At 63.9% G+C, this 22,748-nt stretch carries 20 protein-coding genes; 12 read left to right on the top strand and 8 right to left on the bottom strand.

The features are described 5' to 3' along the window. Positions 1-43: 43 nt before the first annotated feature. Entirely contained in the window at positions 44-1,810 is a 1,767-nt protein-coding gene (locus BT179_RS18195) for a sensor histidine kinase (protein WP_072432123.1), read from the top strand. Next, positions 1,803-3,152 carry a sigma-54-dependent transcriptional regulator gene (locus tag BT179_RS18200; protein WP_256327853.1) on the top strand — a complete coding sequence of 450 codons (1,350 nt, stop codon included), beginning with the start codon at positions 1,803-1,805 and terminating at the stop codon, positions 3,150-3,152. The genes BT179_RS18195 and BT179_RS18200 overlap by 8 nt, the downstream gene beginning before the upstream one ends. Positions 3,153-3,261: 109 nt before the next feature. On the opposite strand, the gene BT179_RS18205 is transcribed toward BT179_RS18200, so the two are convergent. Next, positions 3,262-3,591, bottom strand: a complete 330-nt coding sequence (locus BT179_RS18205; protein ID WP_143007948.1) for a hypothetical protein — start codon at positions 3,589-3,591, stop codon at positions 3,262-3,264. Positions 3,592-3,920: 329 nt separating this feature from the next. On the opposite strand from BT179_RS18205, the gene BT179_RS18210 reads away from it, so the two are divergent. The 7 genes from BT179_RS18210 to BT179_RS18240 all read left to right on the top strand — a co-directional run bounded on the left by BT179_RS18210 (position 3,921) and on the right by BT179_RS18240 (position 12,274). Next, positions 3,921-4,673, top strand: a complete 753-nt coding sequence (locus BT179_RS18210) for a fimbrial protein TcfA (RefSeq protein ID WP_072395246.1) — start codon at positions 3,921-3,923, stop codon at positions 4,671-4,673. Positions 4,674-4,762: 89 nt separating this feature from the next. Beyond that, on the top strand, positions 4,763-5,260 hold the full coding sequence (locus BT179_RS18215; protein WP_072395258.1) for a CS1 type fimbrial major subunit: 498 nt from the start codon (positions 4,763-4,765) through the stop codon (positions 5,258-5,260). Between the two features lie 72 nt (positions 5,261-5,332). Next, entirely contained in the window at positions 5,333-8,020 is a 2,688-nt protein-coding gene (locus BT179_RS18220) for a TcfC E-set like domain-containing protein (RefSeq protein ID WP_072432122.1), read from the top strand. Continuing rightward, complete coding sequence (locus BT179_RS18225; protein WP_072432121.1) at positions 8,017-9,162, top strand: CfaE/CblD family pilus tip adhesin; 1,146 nt, start codon at positions 8,017-8,019, stop codon at positions 9,160-9,162. The genes BT179_RS18220 and BT179_RS18225 overlap by 4 nt, the downstream gene beginning before the upstream one ends. Before the next feature lie 346 nt (positions 9,163-9,508). Then, positions 9,509-10,828: an MFS transporter gene (locus BT179_RS18230; protein WP_072395264.1), complete on the top strand. Its 1,320-nt coding sequence runs from the start codon at positions 9,509-9,511 to the stop codon at positions 10,826-10,828. Positions 10,829-11,125: 297 nt separating this feature from the next. Next, entirely contained in the window at positions 11,126-11,485 is a 360-nt protein-coding gene (locus BT179_RS18235) for a hypothetical protein (RefSeq protein WP_072395266.1), read from the top strand. 168 nt (positions 11,486-11,653) lie between these two features. Next, a complete protein-coding gene (locus tag BT179_RS18240) occupies positions 11,654-12,274 on the top strand; it encodes a flavin reductase family protein (protein ID WP_072395267.1) in 621 nt (206 codons plus the stop codon). 51 nt (positions 12,275-12,325) lie between these two features. On the opposite strand, the gene BT179_RS18245 is transcribed toward BT179_RS18240, so the two are convergent. Continuing rightward, positions 12,326-12,559, bottom strand: coding sequence for a hypothetical protein (locus tag BT179_RS18245; protein WP_072395269.1), 234 nt, complete (start codon positions 12,557-12,559; stop codon positions 12,326-12,328). A 41-nt stretch (positions 12,560-12,600) separates the two neighbouring features. After that, positions 12,601-12,954 carry a putative quinol monooxygenase gene (locus BT179_RS18250; protein ID WP_072395271.1) on the bottom strand — a complete coding sequence of 118 codons (354 nt, stop codon included), beginning with the start codon at positions 12,952-12,954 and terminating at the stop codon, positions 12,601-12,603. Positions 12,955-13,281: 327 nt separating this feature from the next. Here BT179_RS18250 and BT179_RS18255 point away from each other — a divergent pair, with 327 nt between their 5' ends. Next, complete coding sequence (locus tag BT179_RS18255; RefSeq protein ID WP_072395273.1) at positions 13,282-14,211, top strand: AraC family transcriptional regulator; 930 nt, start codon at positions 13,282-13,284, stop codon at positions 14,209-14,211. 27 nt (positions 14,212-14,238) lie between these two features. Here the strand turns inward: BT179_RS18255 and BT179_RS18260 are convergent, their stop codons facing one another. Next, complete coding sequence (locus tag BT179_RS18260; RefSeq protein WP_072432120.1) at positions 14,239-15,876, bottom strand: 5-guanidino-2-oxopentanoate decarboxylase; 1,638 nt, start codon at positions 15,874-15,876, stop codon at positions 14,239-14,241. A 157-nt stretch (positions 15,877-16,033) separates the two neighbouring features. Here BT179_RS18260 and BT179_RS18265 point away from each other — a divergent pair, with 157 nt between their 5' ends. Beyond that, a complete protein-coding gene (locus tag BT179_RS18265; protein ID WP_072432119.1) occupies positions 16,034-16,921 on the top strand; it encodes a LysR substrate-binding domain-containing protein in 888 nt (295 codons plus the stop codon). Here the strand turns inward: BT179_RS18265 and BT179_RS18270 are convergent. Both BT179_RS18270 and metE read right to left on the bottom strand, forming a co-directional pair. Next, entirely contained in the window at positions 16,908-17,927 is a 1,020-nt protein-coding gene (locus tag BT179_RS18270; protein ID WP_072432118.1) for an alpha/beta fold hydrolase, read from the bottom strand. The two genes, BT179_RS18265 and BT179_RS18270, sit on opposite strands and share 14 nt — an antisense overlap. Positions 17,928-18,196: 269 nt before the next feature. Then, positions 18,197-20,509 (bottom strand): 5-methyltetrahydropteroyltriglutamate--homocysteine S-methyltransferase, encoded by a 2,313-nt coding sequence (gene metE / locus BT179_RS18275; protein ID WP_072395282.1) that lies wholly within the window; start codon positions 20,507-20,509, stop codon positions 18,197-18,199. Between the two features lie 107 nt (positions 20,510-20,616). Here metE and metR point away from each other — a divergent pair, with 107 nt between their 5' ends. Next, positions 20,617-21,534 carry a transcriptional regulator MetR gene (gene metR, locus BT179_RS18280; protein ID WP_072395284.1) on the top strand — a complete coding sequence of 306 codons (918 nt, stop codon included), beginning with the start codon at positions 20,617-20,619 and terminating at the stop codon, positions 21,532-21,534. Positions 21,535-21,600: 66 nt separating this feature from the next. On the opposite strand, the gene BT179_RS18285 is transcribed toward metR, so the two are convergent. Together BT179_RS18285 and BT179_RS18290 are read right to left on the bottom strand one after the other, a co-directional pair. Beyond that, the gene (locus tag BT179_RS18285) at positions 21,601-22,098 is read right to left on the bottom strand and encodes a GNAT family N-acetyltransferase (RefSeq protein WP_072395286.1); all 498 of its coding nucleotides are present in this window, start codon (positions 22,096-22,098) and stop codon (positions 21,601-21,603) included. Continuing rightward, complete coding sequence (locus BT179_RS18290; protein WP_072395288.1) at positions 22,095-22,733, bottom strand: LysE family translocator; 639 nt, start codon at positions 22,731-22,733, stop codon at positions 22,095-22,097. The genes BT179_RS18285 and BT179_RS18290 overlap by 4 nt, the downstream gene beginning before the upstream one ends. Positions 22,734-22,748 lie beyond the last annotated feature (15 nt).

Below are 22,748 nucleotides of genomic sequence, written 5' to 3' on the forward strand. Positions count from 1 at the left end.
CATGCTATGGTGCGCGCCCGACTTTCTACCGGTTCGCGCCAGCATGCTGCCGACTTCCCGTACCTTGCGTCTGTCGTTGTATACCCTGCTGATCCTGGCGGGCGCCGTCGGCGCCGCGGCCCTGGCCGTGCGCCACGCCGAACGCGCGGCCTTGGAGGAAGACGCCAGCCGTGCGAACCAGCAACTGGCGTTGTACGCCAATTCCCTGCACACCCTGATCGACCGTTACCGTGCCCTGCCCGCCGTGCTGGCCCTGGACCCGGAGTTGCGCGCGGCCCTCCACGGTCCCGTCAGCGCAGCGCAGCAGGATGCGCTGAATCGCAAACTGGAAAAGATCAACGGTGCCGCGCAATCGTCCACCCTGGAATTGCTCGACCGTACCGGTCTGGCGGTGGCGGCCAGCAACTGGCGGTTGCCCAGCAGCTACGTCGGGCACAACTATGGGTTCCGGCCTTATTTTCTCCAGACCCGTACCCAGGGCACCGGGCGGTTTTATGCGGTGGGCGTGACCAGCGGCATCCCGGGATACTTCCTGTCCAGCGCGGTGACCGGCGACGACGGCGGCTTCCTCGGGGCGATGGTGGTGAAGCTGGAATTTCCCGAGCTCGAACGAGAATGGCGCCAGGGCAGCGACACCCTGCTGGTCAGCGATGCCCGAGGCATCATCTTCATTGCCAACCGACCGGGTTGGCGCTATCGCCACCTGCGCCCCCTGACCGACAGCGACCGCGCCGAGCTCAAGGCCACCCGCCAATACGACAAGCAGCCGCTGCAAGCGCTGTCCTTCGAGCCGTTGCGGCGCTTTGACGACAACAGCCATCTGAGCCGGGTCGAGGCTCCCGAGGGCGCTGCGGATTACTTGTGGGAGTCCCTGCCGCTGCCTGCCGAAGGCTGGACGCTGCACCTGCTGCGCCCTCCTCAGATCGCCTTCGAGGACCTGCGCAACGCCGGGCTCGCCGCTGCCGGCTCATGGCTGGCGCTGGTGTTCCTGTTGCTGTTTCTCAACCAGCGCTGGCGCCTGGCGAAACTGCGTCAGCGCAGCCGCGCCGAACTCGAACGCCTGGTGCAAGAGCGCACCCGGGAGCTGCGCACGGCCCAGGAAGGGCTGGTGCAATCGGCCAAGCTGGCGGCCCTGGGGCAGATGTCGGCGGCCCTGGCCCATGAAATCAACCAGCCGCTGACCGCCCAGCGCACGCAACTGGCGACCCTGCGCCTGCTGTTGGATCACGGCCGGGTCGATGATGCCTACAAGGCCCTCAATCCGGTGGACGACATGCTCACCCGCATGGCCGCCCTCACCGGCCACCTGAAGACCTTCGCCCGCAAAAGCCCCAGCGGCCTGCGCGAACGCCTGGACCTGGCGGCGGTGGTGGACCAGGCCCTGCAACTGCTGGAGACACGCCTGCGCGATGAGCAGATCGACACCGTGCTGCACCTGGCCCGCCCGGCGTGGGTACGTGGCGACGCGATCCGCCTCGAACAGGTGTTGATCAATCTGTTGCGCAATGCCCTCGACGCCATGGCCGGACAACCGCTCAAACGCCTGGAAATACGCCTGGAGGCCGATGATCAGTTGTGGCGCCTGACGGTCAGCGACAGTGGTAGCGGCATCGCCGAGGAACACCTGGCGCAGGTCTTCGATCCGTTCTTCACCACCAAGGCCGTGGGCGACGGCCTGGGCCTGGGGCTGGCGGTTTCGTTCGCCATCATCCATGAGTCCGGCGGACGACTGACGGCGGACAACCATGAAAACGGCGCGGTATTCTGCGTGACCTTGCCCATCGACCAGGAGGCGCAGTTGCATGCCTAGCGAGTCCCTGTTGCAAAACGTGATGGTGGTGGACGACGAAGCCAGCATTCGCAGCGCCGTCGAGCAATGGCTGAGCCTCTCGGGGTTCCAGGTGCAATTGTTCGGCCGCGCCGAGGAGTGCCTGGCGAGCTTGCCTGAGCATTTTGCCGGGGTGATCCTCAGCGATGTACGCATGCCTGGGCTCAGCGGCCTGGAACTGCTGGCCGAAGTACGGCGGCGCGACCCGGATCTGCCGGTGATTCTGCTGACCGGCCACGGCGACGTGCCCATGGCCGTCGAAGCCATGCGTGACGGCGCCTACGACTTCCTGGAAAAACCCTTCAGCCCCGAAGCCCTGCTCGGCAGCCTGCGCCGTGCCCTGGACAAGCGCGCCCTGGTCCTGGAGAACCGGCGGCTGCACGAACAGGCCGACGCCAGGGCCCGACTCGATGGGACATTGCTGGGTGTTTCCCGGGCGCTGCAGAACCTGCGGCGCCAGGTACTGGACCTGGCGACGTTGCCGGTCAACGTGCTGATCCGCGGCGAAACCGGCAGCGGCAAGGAATTGGTCGCCCGTTGCCTGCATGACTTCGGCCCGCGGGCGAGCAAGCCCTTCGTGGCCTTGAACTGCGCGGCCATTCCCGAGCCGCTGTTCGAGGCGGAACTGTTCGGCCATGAAAGCGGCGCGTTCACCGGCGCCCAGGGCAAGCGCATCGGCAAGCTCGAATACGCCGACGGAGGCACGCTGTTTCTCGATGAGATCGAAAGCATGCCTCTGGCCCAGCAGGTCAAGCTGCTGAGGGTATTGCAGGAACAGAAGCTCGAACGCCTGGGCTCGAACCAGAGCATTGCCGTGGACCTGCGCATCGTCGCCGCCACCAAGCCGGACTTGCTGGAAGAAGCCCGGGCCGGACGCTTTCGCGAAGACCTGGCTTATCGCCTGAACATCGCCGAGCTGCGCCTGCCGCCGTTGCGTGAGCGGCGCGAAGACATTCCCCTGCTGTTCGAACACTTCACCCACAGCGCCGCCGAACGCCTCGGCCGCCGCGCCGCGCCCCTGAGCGGCCCGCAACTGAGCCATCTGCTGAGCCACGACTGGCCGGGCAACGTGCGCGAACTGGCGAATGTCGCCGAACGCCAGTTACTGGGGCTGGACCAGCCGCACCTGCTGGAAAGCGAGCCAGGCCAATCCCTCGCGGCCCGGCAGGAAGCGTTCGAAGCCCAATGCCTGCGCGCCGCCCTGGCCCGACACAAGGGTGACGTGAAAGCGGTGCTCGAAGAACTGCAGCTACCACGCCGCACCTTCAACGAAAAGATGCAGCGCCATGGGCTGAGTCGAGAAATGTTCCTGCAGGACAGCTGATGCCGCAAGGCCTGGATCGGCCATCGCTCGGACCGCTGCGGTGTCGGCCCCCCATACCGCAGACACCCGCCCCATATGGACGCGAGCCTGCTCGCGGTGGACGCAGCGCCTAGCTTGAGACCAGGCTGGCGAGCATCCTTTTCTTGCCGGCCACATCCAGGGCGCGGTAACTCTCCAATAGCATTTCCTCATCAGGCGCCAATGATGGCTTCACGGCTTGCCCGCGTTCGCCGATCAGGACGTACTGCGCATCCACGCCGATCACCGCCAGTTTCGCCACCAGGTCGGCCGGGCATTTCTGCCGCCCGGACACCACTTCCTTCAAGCGTTGCGGGCTGGACTCCCCGGCGGCCCGGGAGGCGGCCGCCAACGAAAAACCGCAACGGTCAATCTCTTCGCGCAAGCGAACGTGGATATATCCCACCAAATCTATTGACATGGTGTAACTATCCCACCAAAATAATTCGGACAAACAACACTCATCTTTGCCTCACAGGAATCCACCATGCCCGTGCCAATGCCGCGCGTCCGAGAAGTCACCTCATTGACGGCAGCCAGCGTGTTCAGGTGCGTTGGGTCTGAATCTACTTTGGAAATTTCCTACATGAAATAGGGATGCATCTGTAGCACAAAAGGAAGTAACACAAATATAGCTCGCCCCCGAGACGAGAGATTTCTCTTCACCGCTACGGACCCGGAGTCAAGGGCAGGATCCTCCACCAAGCGTATTGAAAACCTTGATGTTTTCTCACCCACTTGAGGTCAGACATGCATTTGTATCAAACATTTACCGTTCGATGGGCTGTCTCGAGCAAGCTGGCACTCCTGACGCTGGTACTCGGTTTGTCGATGCCGGCGGCCGCCAACATGGTGGTCTACCCGATGACCAGCACCATCGGCGCCGAACAGGACGGTATCGGCCAGATCCAACTGCACTCCAAATCGGACAAGGTGCAATACATCAAGGTCAGCGTGACCCGGATCCAGCGCCCCGGCACACCGGACGAACATGAAAGCCCGCTGTCTCCCGCCGATACCCAGGGTATCGTCGTGTCGCCACAACGCACGGTGCTCGCCCCGGGCGCCAGTCGTACGGTACGTATTATCGCGCAAGCGATCCCCAGCGAGGAAACCGTCTACCGCGTTTATTTCGAGCCGGTGGCCGCGCCGGACCTGGCGGATGAAGTCACCTCCGAGCAAGGCGTCCAGCCCAGGATCGGGGTCAACCTGATCTGGGGCGCCCTGGTACGCCTGCTGCCCGACGAACGCCGCACCAGCATCAGCCTGCAGCAGAACGGCGGCGCCCTGCGCAACGACGGCACCCTGCGCGTCGGCGTATTGCAAGTCGGCCGCTGCGCCGACACCAAGGGCGAGAAAGACTGCATCTGGAACGACGTCAATCGCAGCCTGTACCCGGGAAGCACACTCCCCGTCTCGCCGCCCGGCGTGAACGGCAACGTGCTGATGCGCTTCGTGACCAGCGACGACAAGCAGCCCCGCACCCTGGCCGTGCTGCCTTAAAGCCCCACCCCTCTACCCCTTTTTCACCTGAGCTACGTGCCTTGCACGTGGTCTGGCCCTGTTCATCCATAGCAAAGAGGCAACACCCCATGAAACTGTTCCAAATCGCTCCGTTGGCACTGGCTGCCCTGGTTTCACTGCCCGCCCTGGCGGTGGAAAAAAGCATCCTGGTCTACGCCGATGTCGATCCGACGATCGAACTGCTCCAGTCCGATGGCAGCCCGCTGCCGGCTTCCATGGAGATGGCCTACCTGCCAGGCGCGGGTCTGCAGCCTACCCGCCTGGGAACGCGGATCTTCAGCAATGACACCGACAAAGACATGACCCTGCGGCTGATCACCAACCCGGTGCTGGCGAACATGACCAATCCCGCCGCCACGGGCGTTCCCCTGTCCGTCAGCTTCGGTGGACGCGCACTGAACACCACCGGTGTCTCCCTGTCGGCTGCCGACCTGTTCCCCGGCGGCGACCCGACCAGCGGCTCGATCGAGCAGATGCTGGACATCCGCCAGACCACCGTCGGCGCCATCGCCAACGCCGGCCGCTATGAAGGCATCGTCAGCCTGGTCCTGACCCAGCAGCCGTAACGACCGTCGGTCCTCCCCGGAGGGGGGGTACGGCACCGTCGTACCTCCCCTTTTTCTTCGCCAAGGCCCCGTATGAAACTCCATTTCACCGCACTCTCCATTTCCCTTTCATGGGCGCTGGCCGATGCCGTAGCGGCCACGTCCGCCGACCTGACTCGGGTACCGGCTGGCTTCGAAGCCCTGGTCGAGGGTCAGGTGGAACAACTCGAGCTGCAACTGTTCAATCGCAACCTCGGCCTGCATCCGGTGCTGGTCCGGCCCGGCCGGATCGAATTCCAGCAACCGGAACGCATCGCGGCCCTGCTGGTGGAGGCCGGCGCGCTGGCCACGCCCCAGGAACTGTTGCCACTGCTGTCACAGCCCTTGCCCAGCAACAGCCAACTGGCCTGCTCCTACGGTCTGGCCAGCGAGGCGAGTTGCGGCTATCTGGAAACCGAGGCAGTGGCCGTGATCCTCGACGAGGCCGGCGCCCGGCTCCAGGTGCTCCTGCGCAAGGACTGGCTGCCCACCAACGAGGCCTCGACCCTGCGGTTGCATACACCGAGCGAGGCGCAGAACGCCCTCGTCCACCGGCAGAACATCAATATCGCCCAGTCCGACAGTTACCGTGCCCTGGGCGCCAGCGGCCTCGGTGCACTGGGCCTGGGTGAAAACAGCCACCTGGGATTCACCTGGATCTACCAGGCCAACCAGAACAAGCGTGGCAGCGACAGCAACCTGGAATTCAACAACGCCTATTACCGGCGCGATTTCGACCGCGAACACTATGCGCAGGCGGGACGCATGGACATGAGCAACCTGTCCAGCGCCGAAGGCGGCAACTTCAATTTCAGCCTGCTGCCCCTGGGCCGGATCGACGGTGCCCGGGTCGGCACCACCCTGGCCTACCTCAATCGCGATGTCGTCGGGCAGGGCACGCCTATCTCCCTGATCCTGACCCAGCGCGCCCGCGTCGACGCCTTTCGCGGCGAGGAATTGCTTTCGACGTCTTACCTGGATGCCGGCGTGCAGAACGTCGACACCCGCACCTTCCCCAACGGCAGTTATCCGGTGACCCTGCGGGTGATCGAAAACGGCCAGGTGACCCGTACCGAAACCGTGCCCTTCAGCCGCACCGACGGCAACGGCCTGGGGGATGACACCGTGCAATGGTTCTTGCAGGGCGGGCGCACGGCCGAGCACTCCCTGTACGAACAGGACCCCGCCGCCGTGGTCCAGACCGGCCTGCGGGTGCCGTTGCTGGACAACCTGGCGCTCACCAGCGGCATCACCTGGCTGGACACGGCCTTCTACAACGAAAGCCGCCTGGACTGGGCCGGTACGCTGGGCGCCAGCAGTTGGTCATTGTCGGCCGCTATCCTGGAGGGCAATGACGGGGCGAGCGGCAACAGCCAGCAATTGACGTTCAACCATGGCCTGTCCTGGAACCTCTATCGCTACTCGCTGCGCAGCCCGTCCTGCGAGCACAACCGGCGTACCTACCAGCAGAGTGGCTGCAACGAATCGCTGACGGCCAGCGCGTCGCTACCCCTGGCCGGCGGCGCCCTCAGTGCCGGCTACAGCTACAACCGTTATGCCCAGGTGAACCCTTCCTATTACTGGAACACGTTGCCCGGCGAGCCGGACCTGACCGACGAACTGACCACCGCGACCTGGGCCCGCACCCTGCAGGTGGGTTTCTCCCGCGGTCATCCCCTGGGGCAGTTCCACCTCACCCACCGGGTGGGCGCGTTTCGCAACCAGAGCGGCAACCGGCCCACCGACCACGGCGTGTACCTGAGCCTCAGCCTGTCCCATAACGAGCGCTCCACCTCCGGCGGCTTCCGGCATAGCAGTGTCGGCATGGACGCGCGCCGCGAACGGGCCGCCAGCGACAGTGTGCGGACCAGCCTGGCCCACACCCGTGTCTGGGACGGCGAACAAGGTCGCAACGAACTGAACACCGGGCTGGGTTACGACGACCTCGGCCGCTGGGACGCCGAACTGGCCGGGCGCCTCGAGCGCAGCTGGGGCGAAACGAGCCTGGCGGTGTCGCAGCGTGGCGGCGACCGGAACGATTCACGCCCCGGCCTCAGCGGCAACCACTCCTCTTCCCTGGCACTGGGGCGCGAGGGTTTCTTCTGGGGCCACGGCCAAGGCGGTACGGGCCCCGGAGCCGCCGTCGGCATCGTCGCGGCGCCGGCGGACAATGCAAACGGTGCCGCGGCCAAGGTCAGTGGCGGCTACGGCTCACAGACCAGCATCGGCTTCGGTGAAAAACGGCTGATTCCGATCAATGGCTTCCAGGTTTCCCAGACTCGCATCAGCGATGCCGATGCCTCGCGCCAGAACCTGAGCACGGTGAACGTCGGCAACGGCAGCCGCGACTGGTTCCTGCCACCCGGCAAGCTGGCGGTGCAGTACATCGAATCCAGCCTCAGCTACACCTACGTCGGACGCCTGGTGGATGCCCAGGGCCAACCGCTGGCACAGGCCGCCATCCTCAACGCGGCGATGATGGAAACCGCCGAGGACGGCAGCTTCGTCGTCGACCTGGCCAAACACCCGCAACCGTTGTTCGCCCTGGACCTGAACGGGGTGCACGCCTGTGCCGTGCAGTCGGCGACCGCGCGCAGCAGCTTGCGGCAGGTCGGCACGCTCACCTGCCATAGCACCACCCTGGACGCATTGCCGAAGGACCTGAACGACCCCGATCGACTGGGACGCTGGACGGCACGCCGCAGCGCCGCGTTATCGCCAGACAAGAGAAACCTGCCATGACTTCGACCTTTCAACGTTGGGCGCGTCGCCTGGGCGCACTGATCGGCGCGTTCGCTGCGCTGCCGGTGCTGGGGGACATCCATCCCGGCAACCACTATCAATCCGAGATGCTGCAGTTCGACCGCTCGACTCCGCCCGCCGATCATTACATCTGGACGCGAATGATCCATGGCTGGCACGAACAGCCTGTGGAACATTCGAGCTACAGAACGATGCACTTTGTCTGCCTGTCCAACACCGATCCCGCCACCGGACAATGCCGAACCACCACAGGAGGAAGATATGGCACCACCGATATCCCCCTGCGTTTCACGGAAAGACGCAGCCGGCTTTCCGTGGTCTTGACCCTCAAAGGCAACATCACGCGCAGAAATGCGATAAACAGCCCCTGTGGGACGTGGGGAACCAGCACCTATATGCTGACCTCGACATCAAGCGGGAACTGCGAGGGCGTAGATGTGACGGGCACCGCCTCCACCCTCTGGATTCCTCGCTCGGAACTCGCCAAATTGCCCTCCGGTGGCATCTGGACGGCACAACTGGTCATGAAGCTCAGGAGGTTCTACTCGCAGCCGATCGGAGACGCCCATATCTACACCGTGGATTTCAAGCTGGACGTCACCGACCACAATAACGTGCAGATCTACCTGCCCGCCTACGGCATCAGCACCCCGCAGGTGGACCTGAACCTGCGCACCCGGCCATTGAGCAGCGGGCCGGGCGGCGTGGTATCCGGCCAGGCGGTGGTCGATGCGTGCCTCTACGACGGCTATAACGCCAACAGCCACCGTTACGAGGTGCGCATCACCGGCGCCAACCCCGTGCCCGGCATGGAGGGCCGCTTCTTCGTGCACCATGCCTCCGGCGGCACGGGTGAGCGAAACCGGATCGAATACCGGGTTCGCACCCGCACCGCCAACCTGGGGGAGACACAGCACGTGTCGGGACAAACGGTGGCCCATACCGGTATCGACAATGCCGATATCCGCGCCGTGCGCTTGCCCAACGTGCCCTTCCCGGTCGTGTGCACCCCATGGCCCATCACCCTGGATACACCGCCCTTCAACCAGATCGACAAGGACACCGGGCAATACCGGGGCGAGTTGAAACTGGAGTTCACACCGTCGACGACTTCACCCTGAGGCTGGCACTGGACAGAAGTGCGCCAAGGCGCTTCTGTTAGGTCGTTCTTCTTGCAGTGACTGGCCTGGCCTCATCGCGAGCGAGCTCGCTCCCACATGTCGTCCTGTGGACACATCACCCTGTGGGAGCGAGCTTGCTCGCGATGAGGCCGGCCACAACAACACAGCCCCTCCAAGTAAGCGGATTCCCGCTCACCCTCACGACACCGATAGGCGGATTTCCGCTCATTATCCAACGCCAGCCCCTCTAGACCGGCCCTTCGTCTCCTGGCACAGCTCCTGCTATAGCCCTGTCAGGCTGCGTTCCCGCGCGCTCCACAAAAACAATTAAACGAAGGATCCTTCAATGGATAACTCCAACGCCCTGCCCCTTGGGTCGGCTGCCGTGCCCGCCCGTGAAAGAACCACCGCCAGCCGGATCAAATCGATCTTCAGCGGCTCGGTCGGCAACATGGTCGAGTGGTATGACTGGTACGTCTATGCCGCTTTCTCGTTGTACTTCGCCAAAGTCTTCTTCCCCAAGGGCGACACCACCGCCCAGTTGCTCAACACCGCCGCCATCTTCGCCGTAGGTTTCCTGATGCGTCCTATCGGTGGATGGCTGATGGGCCTGTACGCTGACCGTGCCGGCCGCAAACGGGCATTGATGGCGTCGGTGTACCTGATGTGCTTCGGCTCGCTGATCATCGCCCTGAGCCCCGGCTACGAAACCATCGGCGTCGGCGCGCCGATCCTGCTGGTGTTCGCCCGCTTGCTCCAGGGCCTGTCGGTGGGAGGCGAATACGGCACCTCGGCCACCTACCTGAGCGAAATGGCGACCAAGGAACGTCGCGGCTTCTTCTCCAGTTTCCAGTACGTGACCCTGATTTCCGGCCAGCTCATCGCCCTCGGCGTGCTGATCGTGCTGCAGCAGTTCCTCACCAGCGAACAGTTGTATGCCTGGGGGTGGCGTATTCCTTTCGCCATCGGCGCGTTGTGCGCGATCGTGGCGCTGTACCTGCGTCGCGGCATGGAAGAAACCGAGTCGTTCACCAAGAAGGAAAAGTCCAAGGAAAGCGCCATGCGCACCTTGCTGCGCCATCCCAAGGAACTGCTCACCGTGGTCGGCCTGACCATGGGCGGCACCCTGGCGTTCTACACCTACACCACCTATATGCAGAAATACCTGGTGAACACCGTCGGCATGAGCATCTCCGACTCCACCACGATTTCCGCTGCCACGCTGTTCCTGTTCATGTGCCTGCAGCCGGTGATCGGCGGCCTGTCGGACAAGATCGGGCGCCGGCCGATCCTGATCGCCTTCGGCATCCTCGGCACACTGTTCACCGTGCCGATCCTGACCACCCTGCACACCATCCAGACCTGGTGGGGCGCGTTCTTCCTGATCATGGCCGCGCTGATCATTGTCAGTGGCTACACCTCGATCAACGCCGTGGTGAAAGCCGAACTGTTCCCCACTGAAATCCGCGCCCTGGGTGTCGGCCTGCCTTACGCCCTGACCGTGTCGATCTTCGGCGGTACCGCCGAATACATTGCCCTCTGGTTCAAGAGCATCGGCATGGAGACCGGCTACTACTGGTACGTCACGGCGTGCATCGCCGTGTCGCTGCTGGTGTACATCACCATGAAGGACACCCGCAAACACTCGCGGATCGTGACCGACTGATCACCGAGGTGCACAAAACGAAGGGGCGAACCTACTGGGTTCGCCCCTTTTTCGTTCGGTATCGAAAGATTTATCCGACATTAATCTCTGGTTAATGCCTGCCTCTCATTCTCATCCTCAACAGAACGCCGTTGACCTTGCCGGTGATGAGTTTTATCGACCGCTGGGCCTCTGCCGCCCACATATCTATTTAACCGATTGTTTTAAGCATTTTTTTGCTCTTTTTAATCGATTTAACAAGCGTAACATGAGTTTCAACCCCAAGGCGTCCATCGCCAACCACTTCGGAGTACTGAAATGAAAACCAAACTGATGATCGCCCTGACCCTGTCGATGCTGGCTGCCAACACCTTCGCCGCCGATGGTTATGACAAGACCGGTTCCGCCGCTTTCGGCTCAGAGGCCAGCGCCGCCATCGAACGTAGCCACGTCGGTAGCTATGCCGCCGATGGCTTCGACAAGACCGGCACCGCAGACGCCATTGCCGCCGATGGCTTCGACAAGACCGGCACCGCTGACGCCATTGCCGCTGATGGCTTCGACAAGACCGGCACCGCTGACGCCATTGCCGCTGATGGCTTCGACAAGACCGGCACTGCTAACGCCATTGCCGCCGACGGTTTCGACAAGACCGGCACTGCTGAAGCGATTGGTTGATGAGTGGGTATCAAGAGATCGCCGCCTCTGGCAGCGACGGCAGGACGGTTAAGATCCCGTCGGCGTTGCCAAAGGTTGCGATCTTTCTTGCACCACCAGAACTGGAAATAAATGCCCTGGCCTTGCACTATTGGCCCCTTTCGAAAGCGCTTCCAGGGATCGCCCGCCATGCCCGATGACATCCATTTCTATGAACCCGCCAACGGCCACGGCCTGCCCCATGACCCGTTCAATGCCATCGTCGGCCCGCGCCCTATCGGTTGGATCTCTTCCCAGGATGCCGAAGGCCGCCTGAACCTGGCGCCCTACAGTTTTTTCAATGCGTTCAACTACATCCCGCCGATCATTGGCTTTTCCAGCGTCGGGCGCAAAGACAGCCTCAACAACATCGAACAGACCGGTGAGTTCGCCTGGAACCTGGCCACGCGGCCGCTGGCCGAGCAGATGAACCAGAGCTGCGCGATGGTTGCACCCGAGGTCGACGAGTTCGAACTGGCGGGTTTGACGACGGCCGCGTCGCGGGTGATACAGGTGCCGCGCGTCGCCGAAAGCCCGGTGTCCTTCGAATGCAAGGTCACGCAGATCATTCAGTTGCAGCGGGCGGACAAAGGCCTGGTGCCGAGTTGGCTGATCCTCGGCGAAGTCGTCGCCGTGCACATCGCCAAGTGGCTGTTGAAGGACGGGATCTACGACACCGCTGCCGCCGAACCGATCCTGCGCGGCGGCGGCCCGGCGGATTACTTCCAGCTGGGCCCCGAGGCGTTGTTCAAGATGCATCGCCCGAAGTAGAGGGTCGCCACAGGTGCAGACCCGTTCCCGAGCCCAACAGGCGACGCGGGTTTACCAGAGCAATCCGCCATCCTCGCTGACGCCCTTGAGGTGGGTCAGTTGCACGGCTGCGGCCTCATCGGCCTTGGCGGCGGTATCGAAGGTCTGCTCTTCGAGCACCTTGTTGAAACGCGGCGCACCGGCCCCACCGATGGCCTTGGTGGCGATGGCGGCATGGTAGCCGCCCCCTTCTTTGGGGATGACGGCGGAGACAGCTTCGAAGGTTTCAAAGGCTTTACGTGCCATGTGTACGCATCCTGGCGGTGGAAATGACCGCCATTAAACCTTCAACCGGCCAGTTTGTGTACCGCCGCCAGGCACCCTTCGGTCGCCTGGGTGGCAGACACTTCCCGGAACGTATGGAAGTCCAGGCTGCTGACCACCAGGTCCTGCACCAGTTCGGCGAAAATGCCCATGGCCGGGGAATTGAAGTAGGCGTCCATCGATTGCTGATCGGTCCAGAGCCCCGACACCAGCCACAAGTCGGCGTCGCATTGCGATTGTTGCAGGGCAAAGTGGATGCAACCGGGGGCCTGGCGCGAGGGCGCGATCAGCGTGCTCAGGCGTGCACCCAGTGCCCGGGAGCAACCGGACCGGGCCCGCACGAAAGCCATGTGACTGACGGGGATCTGCTTAGACATGTTCAACCCTCCCAGGTAATCCGTTGTGCAGCCGGGGACAGGCTGCGACAGGATCAAAGGTTAAGCGCCACGCCACCAGGTTCGTTAGTCGATTTCTGCCGACCCCTTGCACAATCCTGCGTATTGCTGGCGCCAGATACGGCGATGGCACCACAGGGACCCGGGAAATTGAGACAAAAGGTTTCAAGCAAGTTTCAGGGGATATTCCCGGGCGACGACACGGCGAGCCGTGCAGGATCAGGCAAGCTTTCAACAGGATGTGGCTACCGCTGCGCCTTGCACAAACATAAGCTTTGCCCATCGCCCCTGACATTCGAGGATCCCGGCATGTCGCCGCTCGACCACGCCCACGCCCCCCTGGACTCGCATCAGGAACAACAGCGCGCCGAACTGGCGTCGATCATCGATCGCAATACCAGCGAAGACGGCAGCTACGCGACCGCCATCGGTTCGCTGCACCTGGGACGCCACAGTCGGCCCCATGAGTTTGCGACGGCGCTGGCACAACCGGCGCTGTGCATCATGGCCCAAGGCAGGAAACAGGTGTACCTGGCGGATGAACTGTTCAGCTACGATCCGCTCCACTACCTGGTGGTTTCCGTGTCGGTGCCGTTGAGCGGGCGCATTGCCGAAGTGTCCCCCGAACACCCGATCCTGGCCCTGCGCCTGGACATCGATCCAGCGGAAATCACCGCCCTGATCGCCGACGCCGGACCGTTGGGAGTGCCGACCCGGCCTGCCGGACGCGGGCTGTATGTGGAGCGCCTGGACACGCCGATGCTCGACGCCGTGCTGCGGCTGGCGCGGCTGCTGGACACGCCGAAAGACATCGCCATGCTCGCGCCACTGGTGCGCAGGGAAATTCTCTACCGCCTGCTGCGCAGCCCACAGGGCTACCGGCTGTACGAGATCGCCATCGCCAACAGCCAGAGCCATCGCATCAGCCAGGCGATCAAATGGCTCAACGGTCATTTCGAACAACCGCTGCGCATCGATGACCTGGCCCGGGAAGTGAACCTCAGCGTCTCGACCCTGCATCATCGCTTCAAGGCCATGACGGCCATGAGCCCGTTGCAGTATCAGAAACAACTGCGCTTGCAGGAAGCCCGCCGGCTGATGCTGGCCGAGGGGCTGGAAGCCTCGGCGGCCGGTTATCGGGTGGGCTACGAAAGCCCTTCGCAGTTCAGCCGCGAATACAGCCGGTTGTTCGGAGCCCCGCCGTTGCGGGACCTGGCGCGGTTGCGCCTGACGGTCTGACGTGACTTGCCGCTGCCTGGCTCGGCCTCATCGCGACACCTGAGCCATCCAGAGCGCCTGGTCGATCTCGATCAGCGTCGGGCCTTGGCGGTCGCGGGCCGCCAGCAATGCCGCGCGCAAATGCTCCACGCCATCGATGGCTTGCGCAAAGCAGCCCAGGGCCCTGGCGACGCCGACAAAGTCCGGGGTGTAGATGTCTACGCCGACCGGCTCGATGACGCGCCTGACCATGTATTTCTTGATCTCTTCGTAGCCCTGGTTGTTCCACAGCAGCACGATCACCGGTGTACACGCCTCCACGGCGCTGGCCAGTTCCGCCAGGGTGAATTGCAAGCCGCCATCGCCGATCAGGCACACCACCGCCGGACGCCCCTGGCCCTGGTCCGTGCCGCCGAGCCAGGCACCGATGGCTGCCGGCAACGCGTAGCCGAGGGTGCCATAGCCGGTGGACGCGTTGAACCAGCGGCGTGGCTGTTCGAGATTGAAGGTCAGGTTGCCGGTATACACCGGTTGCGTGGAGTCGCCGACAAAAACCGCATCGGGCAGCGTCTGGAGAACGGTATCGAGCAACAGCGTCTGGGCACGGGTCGGGGCATCCCAATCCTGCTCCAGGGCGACGCGCAAGCGCGCCACGCGAGCCGCGCCCCAATCGGTGTCGCGCTCAGGCAGCGGCAGGCGGCCCAGTTCGTCCAGCAAGGCCTGGGCGGCGGTACGGGAATCCGCTACCAGAGCCAGGTGCGGCGGATAATTGCGCACGGTCTGGTCCGGGTCGATGTCGATGCGCAGCAGCGCACCGGGAATCTCGAAGCCGCCAGCGAAGGTAACGTCATAGTCGGTCTCGGCCAGTTCAGTGCCGACGGCCAGCACCACGTCCGCCTCGGCCACCAGCGCACGAGTGGCCACCAGGCTTTGGGTGGAGCCTATCAGCAAGGGGTGACGGGACGGCAACAGGCCCTTGGCGTTGATGGTCAAGGCCACTGGCGCACCGAGGCGCTCGGCCAGTTCGGTCAGCTGGGCCGCGGCATCGATGGCTCCGCCTCCGGCCAGGATCAACGGTCGCCTGGCGTTCGCCAGCAGGGCCGTCATGGAAGCCACGGCGGCCGGCGCGGCACCGGCACGGCTGATATTGACCGGCGTACTGGTCAGCAAGGCATCCGCTTCTTCAACCAGGACGTCCAGCGGAATCTCGATATGCACCGGCCGCGGCCGTCCAGCCTGGAACAGCGCGAAAGCCCTGGCCAGCACCCCTGGCAACTCGGCGGCGGACATCAAGGTGTGGGAAAACGCCGCGACACCACCCACCAGCGCACTCTGGTTCGGCAGCTCGTGCAGCTTGCCACGGCCGCCCCCCAGCTGACTGCGGGACTGGACGCTGGAAATCACCAGCATCGGAATCGAATCGGCATAGGCCTGACCCATGGCCGTGGCGATGTTGGTCATGCCCGGGCCGGTGATGATGAAACACACGCCGGGCTTGCCGCTGACCCGAGCATATCCGTCGGCCATGAAACCGGCGCCCTGCTCATGGCGCGGTGTCACGTGGCGAATGCTGGAGCCGGCCAGCCCACGGTACAACTCCACCGTGTGCACTCCGGGAATGCCGAATACCTGCTCGACGCCATAGCCTTCCAGTAACTTGACCAACACTTCGCCGCACGTTGCCATTGCCCCTGCCCTTTTCCAGTCTTGACGAGCCCCCGGCAGCCGCTGGCATAGAGCCTGTCTGCCTTGGGGATGGGGTTATTGGAACGGGCAGGCCATAGCGGCAACAATGGATAAAAAGTCATACTAGCCATGTCCTCACGTCATGACTCGGCTCTCTATGAAACGACTTCCTCCGTTGCCGGCATTGCATACCTTCCTGGTCACGGCCCAGTGCTGCAATTTCACCCGGGCGGCCGAACAGCTGCACATCACCCAGGGCGCAGTGAGTCGACAGATCGCAGGCCTGGAGGATCACTTGGGGTATGCTTTGTTCCAGCGCCACGCGCGCGGCCTGAGCCTGACCGCCGAGGGCCAGGCATGGCTGCCCAGGGTCCAGGAAGTGTTCGGCCTGATCAGCGATGCCGTGGAGCAGATCGGCGAGAAACGCCAGACCCTGCAGCTCAAGGCACCGACCTGTGTGATGCGCTGGCTGCTGCCGCGCCTGCTGCAATGGCAGAAGGAACGTCCGGACCTGCCGGTGAAACTGACCAGCACCGCTCGGCACGGTGTCGATTTCCAGCGCGAACCCTTCGACGCCGCGGTGATCTACGGTCAGCCGCCGGACACCTCGCTGGCCTGCCTGCACCTGTTCGACGAGCAACTGACGCCGGTGTGTTCCCGGTCGCAGCTCGAAGGCCCCGTGCCGCTGCGCACCCCCGCCGACCTGCAGCACCACCTGCTGCTGCACCCCACCGATGATGAGCGCGACTGGAATGCCTGGCTGGAAGCCGCCGGTGTGAAACTGGCCCGGATCGCCCACGGCCAGCATTTCGAGACACTGGACCTGGCCATGTCCATGGCCTCCCAGGGCACCGGGGTGGCCATCGGCGACTGGGCGCTGATCGGCGACGATCTCAAGGCTGGAAGACTGACGACACCGTTCGACCTGAAAGTCAGGACCGGCCTGGGCTACTACCTGGTCTGTCCACGCAGCGCCCAGGCTTCGCCAGCGTTGCAGGCGCTGATGGCCTGGCTGGTGGAACAGGCCCGCACTAGAGCAGATTAGGCGCCTGGGCCGGTTCCAGCTGGGCCCAGTGGGAGGTGTCTTCGCGGTGCTGCCGCAGATAGGGCAACACCGCCCCCAGCAACGGCTCCCTGAACGCCTCCTGGAAGCGATGGGCCAGACCCGGTATCAGTTTCAACTGGCTGCCCCGGATATGGGCCGCCAGGTGCACCCCGTGCATGACCGGCAACAGGGGATCGGCCGTGCCGTGGACCACCAGGGTCGGCACCTGCAGCTGGTTGAGCAGCGCTACCCGGCTGGGCTCCGCCATGATTGCCATGATCTGGCGCTTGACGCCCTCGGGATTGAAGGCCCGGTCGTAGGCCTGCGCGGCCTGGTGCAGCAACGCCTGGCGATCATCCACCACCATGGGACTGCCCAAGGCGGCCAGCAGGTCGGCCTGCTGCTCCAGGGCCATCTCTCGGTTCGGCGCACCGCGTCGCGACAGCAGTTGCACCAGCGCTTCGCTGGGCGCCGGCAGCCCCTGGGCGCTGGAGCTGGTCATGATCAGGGTCAGGCTTTCGACCCGCTGTGGCGCCATGGCCGCCATGTGCTGGGCGATCATGCCGCCCATGCTCGCGCCCAGTATGTGAAAACGCTGCACTTGCAACGCGTCCATCAAGCCCAGCCCGTCGCTGGCCATATCGGTCAAGGTATAGGGCGCCGCCACCGGCAAGCCCAGCTTGTAGCGCAAGGCTTCGAACGTGAGGTTGGCGCTGCCGGGGGCCTGGCGCCAGGTGGACAGGCCCACGTCCCGGTTGTCGTAGCGAATCACCCGGAAGCCTTGCTCGCACAGGGCTGTCACCACTTCATCCGGCCAATGGATCAATTGCCCGCCCAACCCCATCACCAGCAGCAACGCCGGATCGGACGCACGGCCAATACTCTGGTACGCCAGGCTGACCTGGTCCAGATCGACCCGTTGGGTCGCGACATTGACATCACAACGAGACGCCGCCAACGACGGCAAGCCGAACATCAGGACGGCCAGGAAAATGAACACACGCATGAAGAAACACCAAAACGCAGAACCCCAGTAGAGCGCGAGTCTGATGAAATTCGTTCAAGCGCGCTGCCACAGTTGCGTGACAGTTTGATGAAGATTGCCGAGCGGTCGAATGCCCGCCCCGCTCCCGGGCGGGCATGCCGCCAGGGAAGCGTCGCGTTCCGCTTCTGCATGGTGACGCGCAGCGTCACGGTGGCATTCCCACACGGAGCATGGGAACGATCAATATTCCATATTGGGTGTGAACAGACCTCCCCCTGTGGCTAGGAAATTCAAGCCAGCTGGCTGCGCAACTGCCGTGCCGCCGCCACCATGTTCACCAGCGCCGCCTCGGTCTCGGGCCATGCGCGGGTCTTCAGGCCGCAGTCGGGGTTGATCCACAGCTGTTCGGCGGGGATTCGCTCGACCGCCTTGCTCACCAACGCAACCATCTCGGCGGTGTCCGGTACCCGTGGCGAATGGATGTCGTAGACACCCGGGCCAATGTCGTTCGGGTAGTCGAACGCTTCGAAGGCATCGAGCAGTTCCATGTCCGAGCGGGAGGTTTCGATGGTGATGACATCGGCATCCATGTCGGCGATGGCCTGGATCACGTCATTGAACTCGCTGTAGCACATGTGGGTGTGGATCTGGGTTTCATCCCGCACTCCCGACGCGCTCAAGCGAAACGCCTCCACGGCCCAGTCCAGGTACTCCTGCCATTGCCCGCGACGCAGCGGCAACCCCTCGCGGAACGCCGCCTCGTCGATCTGCACGATGCGGATCCCGGCAGCCTCCAGGTCCAGGACTTCGTCACGCAGGGCCAGTGCCAGTTGTTGCGCCTGGGTTTGGCGCGACACGTCTTCGCGCGGAAAGGACCACATCAGCATGGTCACCGGGCCGGTGAGCATGCCTTTCATGACCTTGTCGGTCAGGCTTTGGGCGTAGCGGATCCAGTCGACAGTCATGGCCTTGGGGCGGCTGATGTCACCATAAATGATGGCCGGCTTGACGCAGCGCGAGCCGTAACTCTGCACCCAACCGAAACGGGTGAAGGCGTAGCCGTCCAGTTGTTCGGCGAAGTATTCCACCATGTCGTTGCGCTCGGCTTCGCCATGGACCAGCACGTCCAGGCCCAGGCGTTCCTGGATCTGCACGGCGTGGCGGATCTCGGTGTGCATGGCGTCCTGATAATCGTTGGCCGACAGCTTGCCCTGCCGGTATGCCTGGCGTGCCAGGCGAATGGCCGGGGTCTGCGGGAACGAGCCGATGGTGGTCGTGGGGAAGGCCGGCAACTTCAGCCGCGCGCGCTGCTGCTCGATCCGTTGCGCGAAAGGCGAACGGCGCTGGCTGTCCTGCGGGCCGATCGCAGCGAGGCGGGCCTGGACCTCGGGTTTGTGAATGCGCGTCGAGGCGGCGCGGCGGGCCTGCGCGTCGCGGCTTTCGGCCAAGGCCTGGCGAGCGCCGGGGGCAAGTGGATCGTTCAGCGCATCGCGCAGCACGGCCACTTCACCACACTTCTGCACGGCGAAGGCCAGCCAGCCCTTGAGTTCGGGATCGAGCCGGTCTTCGCGTTCCAGATCCACCGGGCTGTGCAGCAACGAGCACGACGTGCTCACCCAGAGGTTGTCGCCGAAACGCTCCTGGGCCGGCTGCAGTTGCGCCAGCGCCTGTTCCAGTTCGCAACGCCAGACATTGCGGCCATTGACCAGGCCCACCGACAGGATCTTGTAGCTGGGCAGGCGATCCAGGACCTGGCCCAGTTGCTCCGGCGCCCGGACTGCATCGATGTGCAAGCCGTCCACCGGCAGGCCCACGGCCAGGCCCAGGTTGTCCTGCAAGCCGCTGAAATAGGTCGCCACCAGTTTCTTCAGGGGTGAATACTGAAGAATGTGATAAGCCCGCTCGAAGGCGTTTTTCCAGGCCTGGGGCAGGTCGAGGGTGAGGATCGGCTCGTCGATCTGCACCCATTCCACACCCTGGGCTTTCAGGCGATTGAGGATCTCGCCGTAGACCGGCAACAACCGCTCCAGCAACTCGAGCCTGTCGAAATCCTGCCCCTTGGCCTTGCCCAGCCACAGGTACGTGAGGGGGCCGATGATCACCGGTTTGACCCGATGTCCCAGGGCGTGGGCTTCGTCCACCTCATCGAACAGCTGCGACCAGCTCAGGCTGAAGGTCTGTCCGGCGCAAAACTCCGGGACCAGATAGTGGTAATTGGTGTCGAACCATTTGGTCAGTTCCTGGGCGTGCTGCGTCTGGCCATGCTCGGCACTGCAGCAAGACACCGTGGCGCCACGGGCCATGGCGAACAAGGTGTCCAGGCTCGGTTGGCCATGGGCGTCGAGGGTCGCGTGGAATCGCTCCGGCACGGCTCCCAGGGTCAAGGTGTGGCTGAGCACCTGGTCGTACCAGGCGAAATCCCCCACCGGCAGCAGGTCTATCCCGGCGTCTTTCTGCAATTGCCAGTGCCGGGCCCGCAATTCACGGCCCACCGCCTGCAACCCGGCCGTGTCCAGGTCGCCCTTCCAGTAGGCTTCAAGCGCTTTTTTCAGTTCTCGGTCGGCGCCGATGCGGGGAAATCCCAAGGTGTGGGCCAGGGCCATGGTGTGCGTCCTCCTGTAAAAGATGCCGCCATTGTCGACAGCCAGCCCCACATGAGACAAACTCAACCTTTTCGCGTTGATCACAAGTTTTCTTCATGGAGCCTCCGGTGCTTGAACTCCGTCACCTCAAGACCCTGCACGCATTGCGCGAAGCCGACAGCCTGGTGGAGGCCGCCGAACGCCTGCACCTGACCCAGTCCGCGCTGTCCCACCAGTTCAAGGAACTGGAGGAGCGCCTGGGCATGCAGTTGTTCGTACGCAAGACCAAACCGGTACGGTTCACCAGCGCCGGCCTGCGCCTGTTGCAACTGGCCGATGCGACCCTGCCCTTGCTGCGCAGCGCCGAGCGGGACATCGCCCGGCTGGCCGGGGGGACCGCCGGACGCCTGCACATGGCGATTGAATGCCACAGTTGCTTCCAGTGGCTGATGCCCACCATCGACCAGTTTCGCGATGCCTGGCCGGAAGTCGAACTGGACCTGGCCTCCGGCTTCGCCTTCGCCCCGCTGCCGGCCCTGGCCCGAGGCGACCTGGACCTGGTGGTGACCTCCGATCCCCTGGAGCTGGCGGGCATTACCTACGTGCCGCTGTTCACCTACGAAGCCATGCTGGCCGTCGCCAACCAGCATCGGCTGGCGGGCAAACCCTACATCGTGCCCGAGGACCTGGTCAGCGAAACCCTGATTACATACCCGGTGGAGCGGGATCGACTGGACATCTTCACCCGCTTCCTGGAACCGGCCGACATCGAACCGGCCCAGGTCCGCACGTCCGAACTGACGGTGATGATGATGCAACTGGTGGCCAGCGGCCGCGGCGTGTGCGGCATGCCCCACTGGGCGCTGCATGAATACAGTTCACGGGGTTATGTGAAAGCCAAGCGGCTGGGAGAAAAGGGCCTGTTCGCCACGTTGTACGCCGCGGTACGGACCGACATGCTCGATGCTCCCTATATGCGCGACTTCCTGCTGACGGCCAAGGACACCTCGTTTTCCACGCTGGACGGGGTCAGCGCCGTTCGGTGAAGCGCGTTGTGGCAAGGGGACGAATCCCCTTGCCAGAAAAGAGCTCGACCCTCATGGCCGGTTGGCCTACAGCTCGAGCCACATGTGAATCTTGTCGAAGTACTCGTCGCCCACGCGGATCGCCATCGGCTCGAGGCCGTACAGCACGAAGCCGCAACGCTGGTAGAGCTTGATGGCCGGGTCGTTGCCGGCGGTGACGGTCAGTTGCACCAGGCGCAGGAAGTCATGCCGACGGGCCTCGGCCAGGGCAGCCTCCAGCAGGCGCTGACCGAGGCCCCGATGACGATGGGCATCGACGACATACATGCCGAACAGCGTTGCCTTGTGCCGGGCCTTTTGCCGATGGTCCAGGGCCAGGCCGACGATTGCGGCCAGCTCGTCGGCCACGAACGCCCCCAGGACCACATCAAACCGGCCGGTCAGGCGTGACTCCCACCAGTTCATGGGCATGGCCGCCCGCTCGCTGACGCTGGAGGTAAAGGCCTGCGGATGACGCTCGTAGGCCTGCAGCATCAACTCGCGATACGCCTGGGCATCGCCAGCGCGCAGCCGTCGAATGCTCACGCGGTCCGCCGTTGCTCGAACATCAGCCGCAGCGCCAGCCCGCCCAGGACAAACCCCATGAAATAGCGCTGTGCCGCCAGCCAGGTGGGGTTATGGACGAACCACGAGGCGATGCCCGCGGCAAACAGCGCAATCAGCAGGTTGACGCTGAAACTGACGCTGATCTGGGTCAGCCCGAGGATGATGCTCTGGGTAAACAGCGAACCGTGTTCCGGGCTGATGAACTGCGGGAACACCGACAGGTAGAACATCGCGATCTTCGGATTCAGGGCGCTGGTGAGAAACCCCATGGTGATCAGCTTGCGCGTCGAATCCGCCGGCAGCTGCCGGGCTTCGAACGGCGAGCGCGCCCCGGGCCTGAGTGCCTGCCAGGCCAGCCACAACAGGTACAGCGCACCGGCCCATTTCAAGACTTCATAGGCCATGGGCACCGCCATGAACACCGCCGTCAGCCCCGCGGCCGCGGCGAACATGTGCACGAAGAAACCCGCGACCACCCCCAGCAGGGACGTGACCCCGGCCTTGCGGCCCTGGCAGATCGAGCGGGAAATCAGGTAGATCATGTTCGGCCCGGGCGTGAGCACCATCAGCAACGCGGCGGCGGCGAAGATCAGCAGGTCCGGCAGAGGAATCATGGGCATCGATCCTTG

Source organism: Pseudomonas sp. NFACC43 (genome assembly GCF_900119645.1).
Classification (GTDB): domain Bacteria; phylum Pseudomonadota; class Gammaproteobacteria; order Pseudomonadales; family Pseudomonadaceae; genus Aquipseudomonas.

Bases quoted from the DNA above. Each gene is read 5' to 3' on its own strand.
- BT179_RS18270 (WP_072432118.1), bottom strand. From the start codon at position 17,927: ATGCGTGTGTTCATTTTCCTGGCCGTCCTGATGTTCGGCTTGCCGTCG.
- BT179_RS18200 (WP_256327853.1), top strand. From the start codon at position 1,803: ATGCCTAGCGAGTCCCTGTTGCAAAACGTGATGGTGGTGGACGACGAA.
- BT179_RS18205 (WP_143007948.1), bottom strand. From the start codon at position 3,591: ATGTCAATAGATTTGGTGGGATATATCCACGTTCGCTTGCGCGAAGAG.
- metE (WP_072395282.1), bottom strand. From the start codon at position 20,509: ATGGCCCTGGCCCACACCTTGGGATTTCCCCGCATCGGCGCCGACCGA.
- BT179_RS18235 (WP_072395266.1), top strand. From the start codon at position 11,126: ATGAAAACCAAACTGATGATCGCCCTGACCCTGTCGATGCTGGCTGCC.
- BT179_RS18210 (WP_072395246.1), top strand. From the start codon at position 3,921: ATGCATTTGTATCAAACATTTACCGTTCGATGGGCTGTCTCGAGCAAG.
- BT179_RS18265 (WP_072432119.1), top strand. From the start codon at position 16,034: ATGAAACGACTTCCTCCGTTGCCGGCATTGCATACCTTCCTGGTCACG.
- BT179_RS18225 (WP_072432121.1), top strand. From the start codon at position 8,017: ATGACTTCGACCTTTCAACGTTGGGCGCGTCGCCTGGGCGCACTGATC.
- BT179_RS18290 (WP_072395288.1), bottom strand. From the start codon at position 22,733: ATGATTCCTCTGCCGGACCTGCTGATCTTCGCCGCCGCCGCGTTGCTG.
- BT179_RS18245 (WP_072395269.1), bottom strand. From the start codon at position 12,559: ATGGCACGTAAAGCCTTTGAAACCTTCGAAGCTGTCTCCGCCGTCATC.
- BT179_RS18255 (WP_072395273.1), top strand. From the start codon at position 13,282: ATGTCGCCGCTCGACCACGCCCACGCCCCCCTGGACTCGCATCAGGAA.
- BT179_RS18260 (WP_072432120.1), bottom strand. From the start codon at position 15,876: ATGGCAACGTGCGGCGAAGTGTTGGTCAAGTTACTGGAAGGCTATGGC.
- BT179_RS18230 (WP_072395264.1), top strand. From the start codon at position 9,509: ATGGATAACTCCAACGCCCTGCCCCTTGGGTCGGCTGCCGTGCCCGCC.
- BT179_RS18240 (WP_072395267.1), top strand. From the start codon at position 11,654: ATGCCCGATGACATCCATTTCTATGAACCCGCCAACGGCCACGGCCTG.
- BT179_RS18195 (WP_072432123.1), top strand. From the start codon at position 44: ATGCTGCCGACTTCCCGTACCTTGCGTCTGTCGTTGTATACCCTGCTG.
- BT179_RS18250 (WP_072395271.1), bottom strand. From the start codon at position 12,954: ATGTCTAAGCAGATCCCCGTCAGTCACATGGCTTTCGTGCGGGCCCGG.
- BT179_RS18220 (WP_072432122.1), top strand. From the start codon at position 5,333: ATGAAACTCCATTTCACCGCACTCTCCATTTCCCTTTCATGGGCGCTG.
- BT179_RS18215 (WP_072395258.1), top strand. From the start codon at position 4,763: ATGAAACTGTTCCAAATCGCTCCGTTGGCACTGGCTGCCCTGGTTTCA.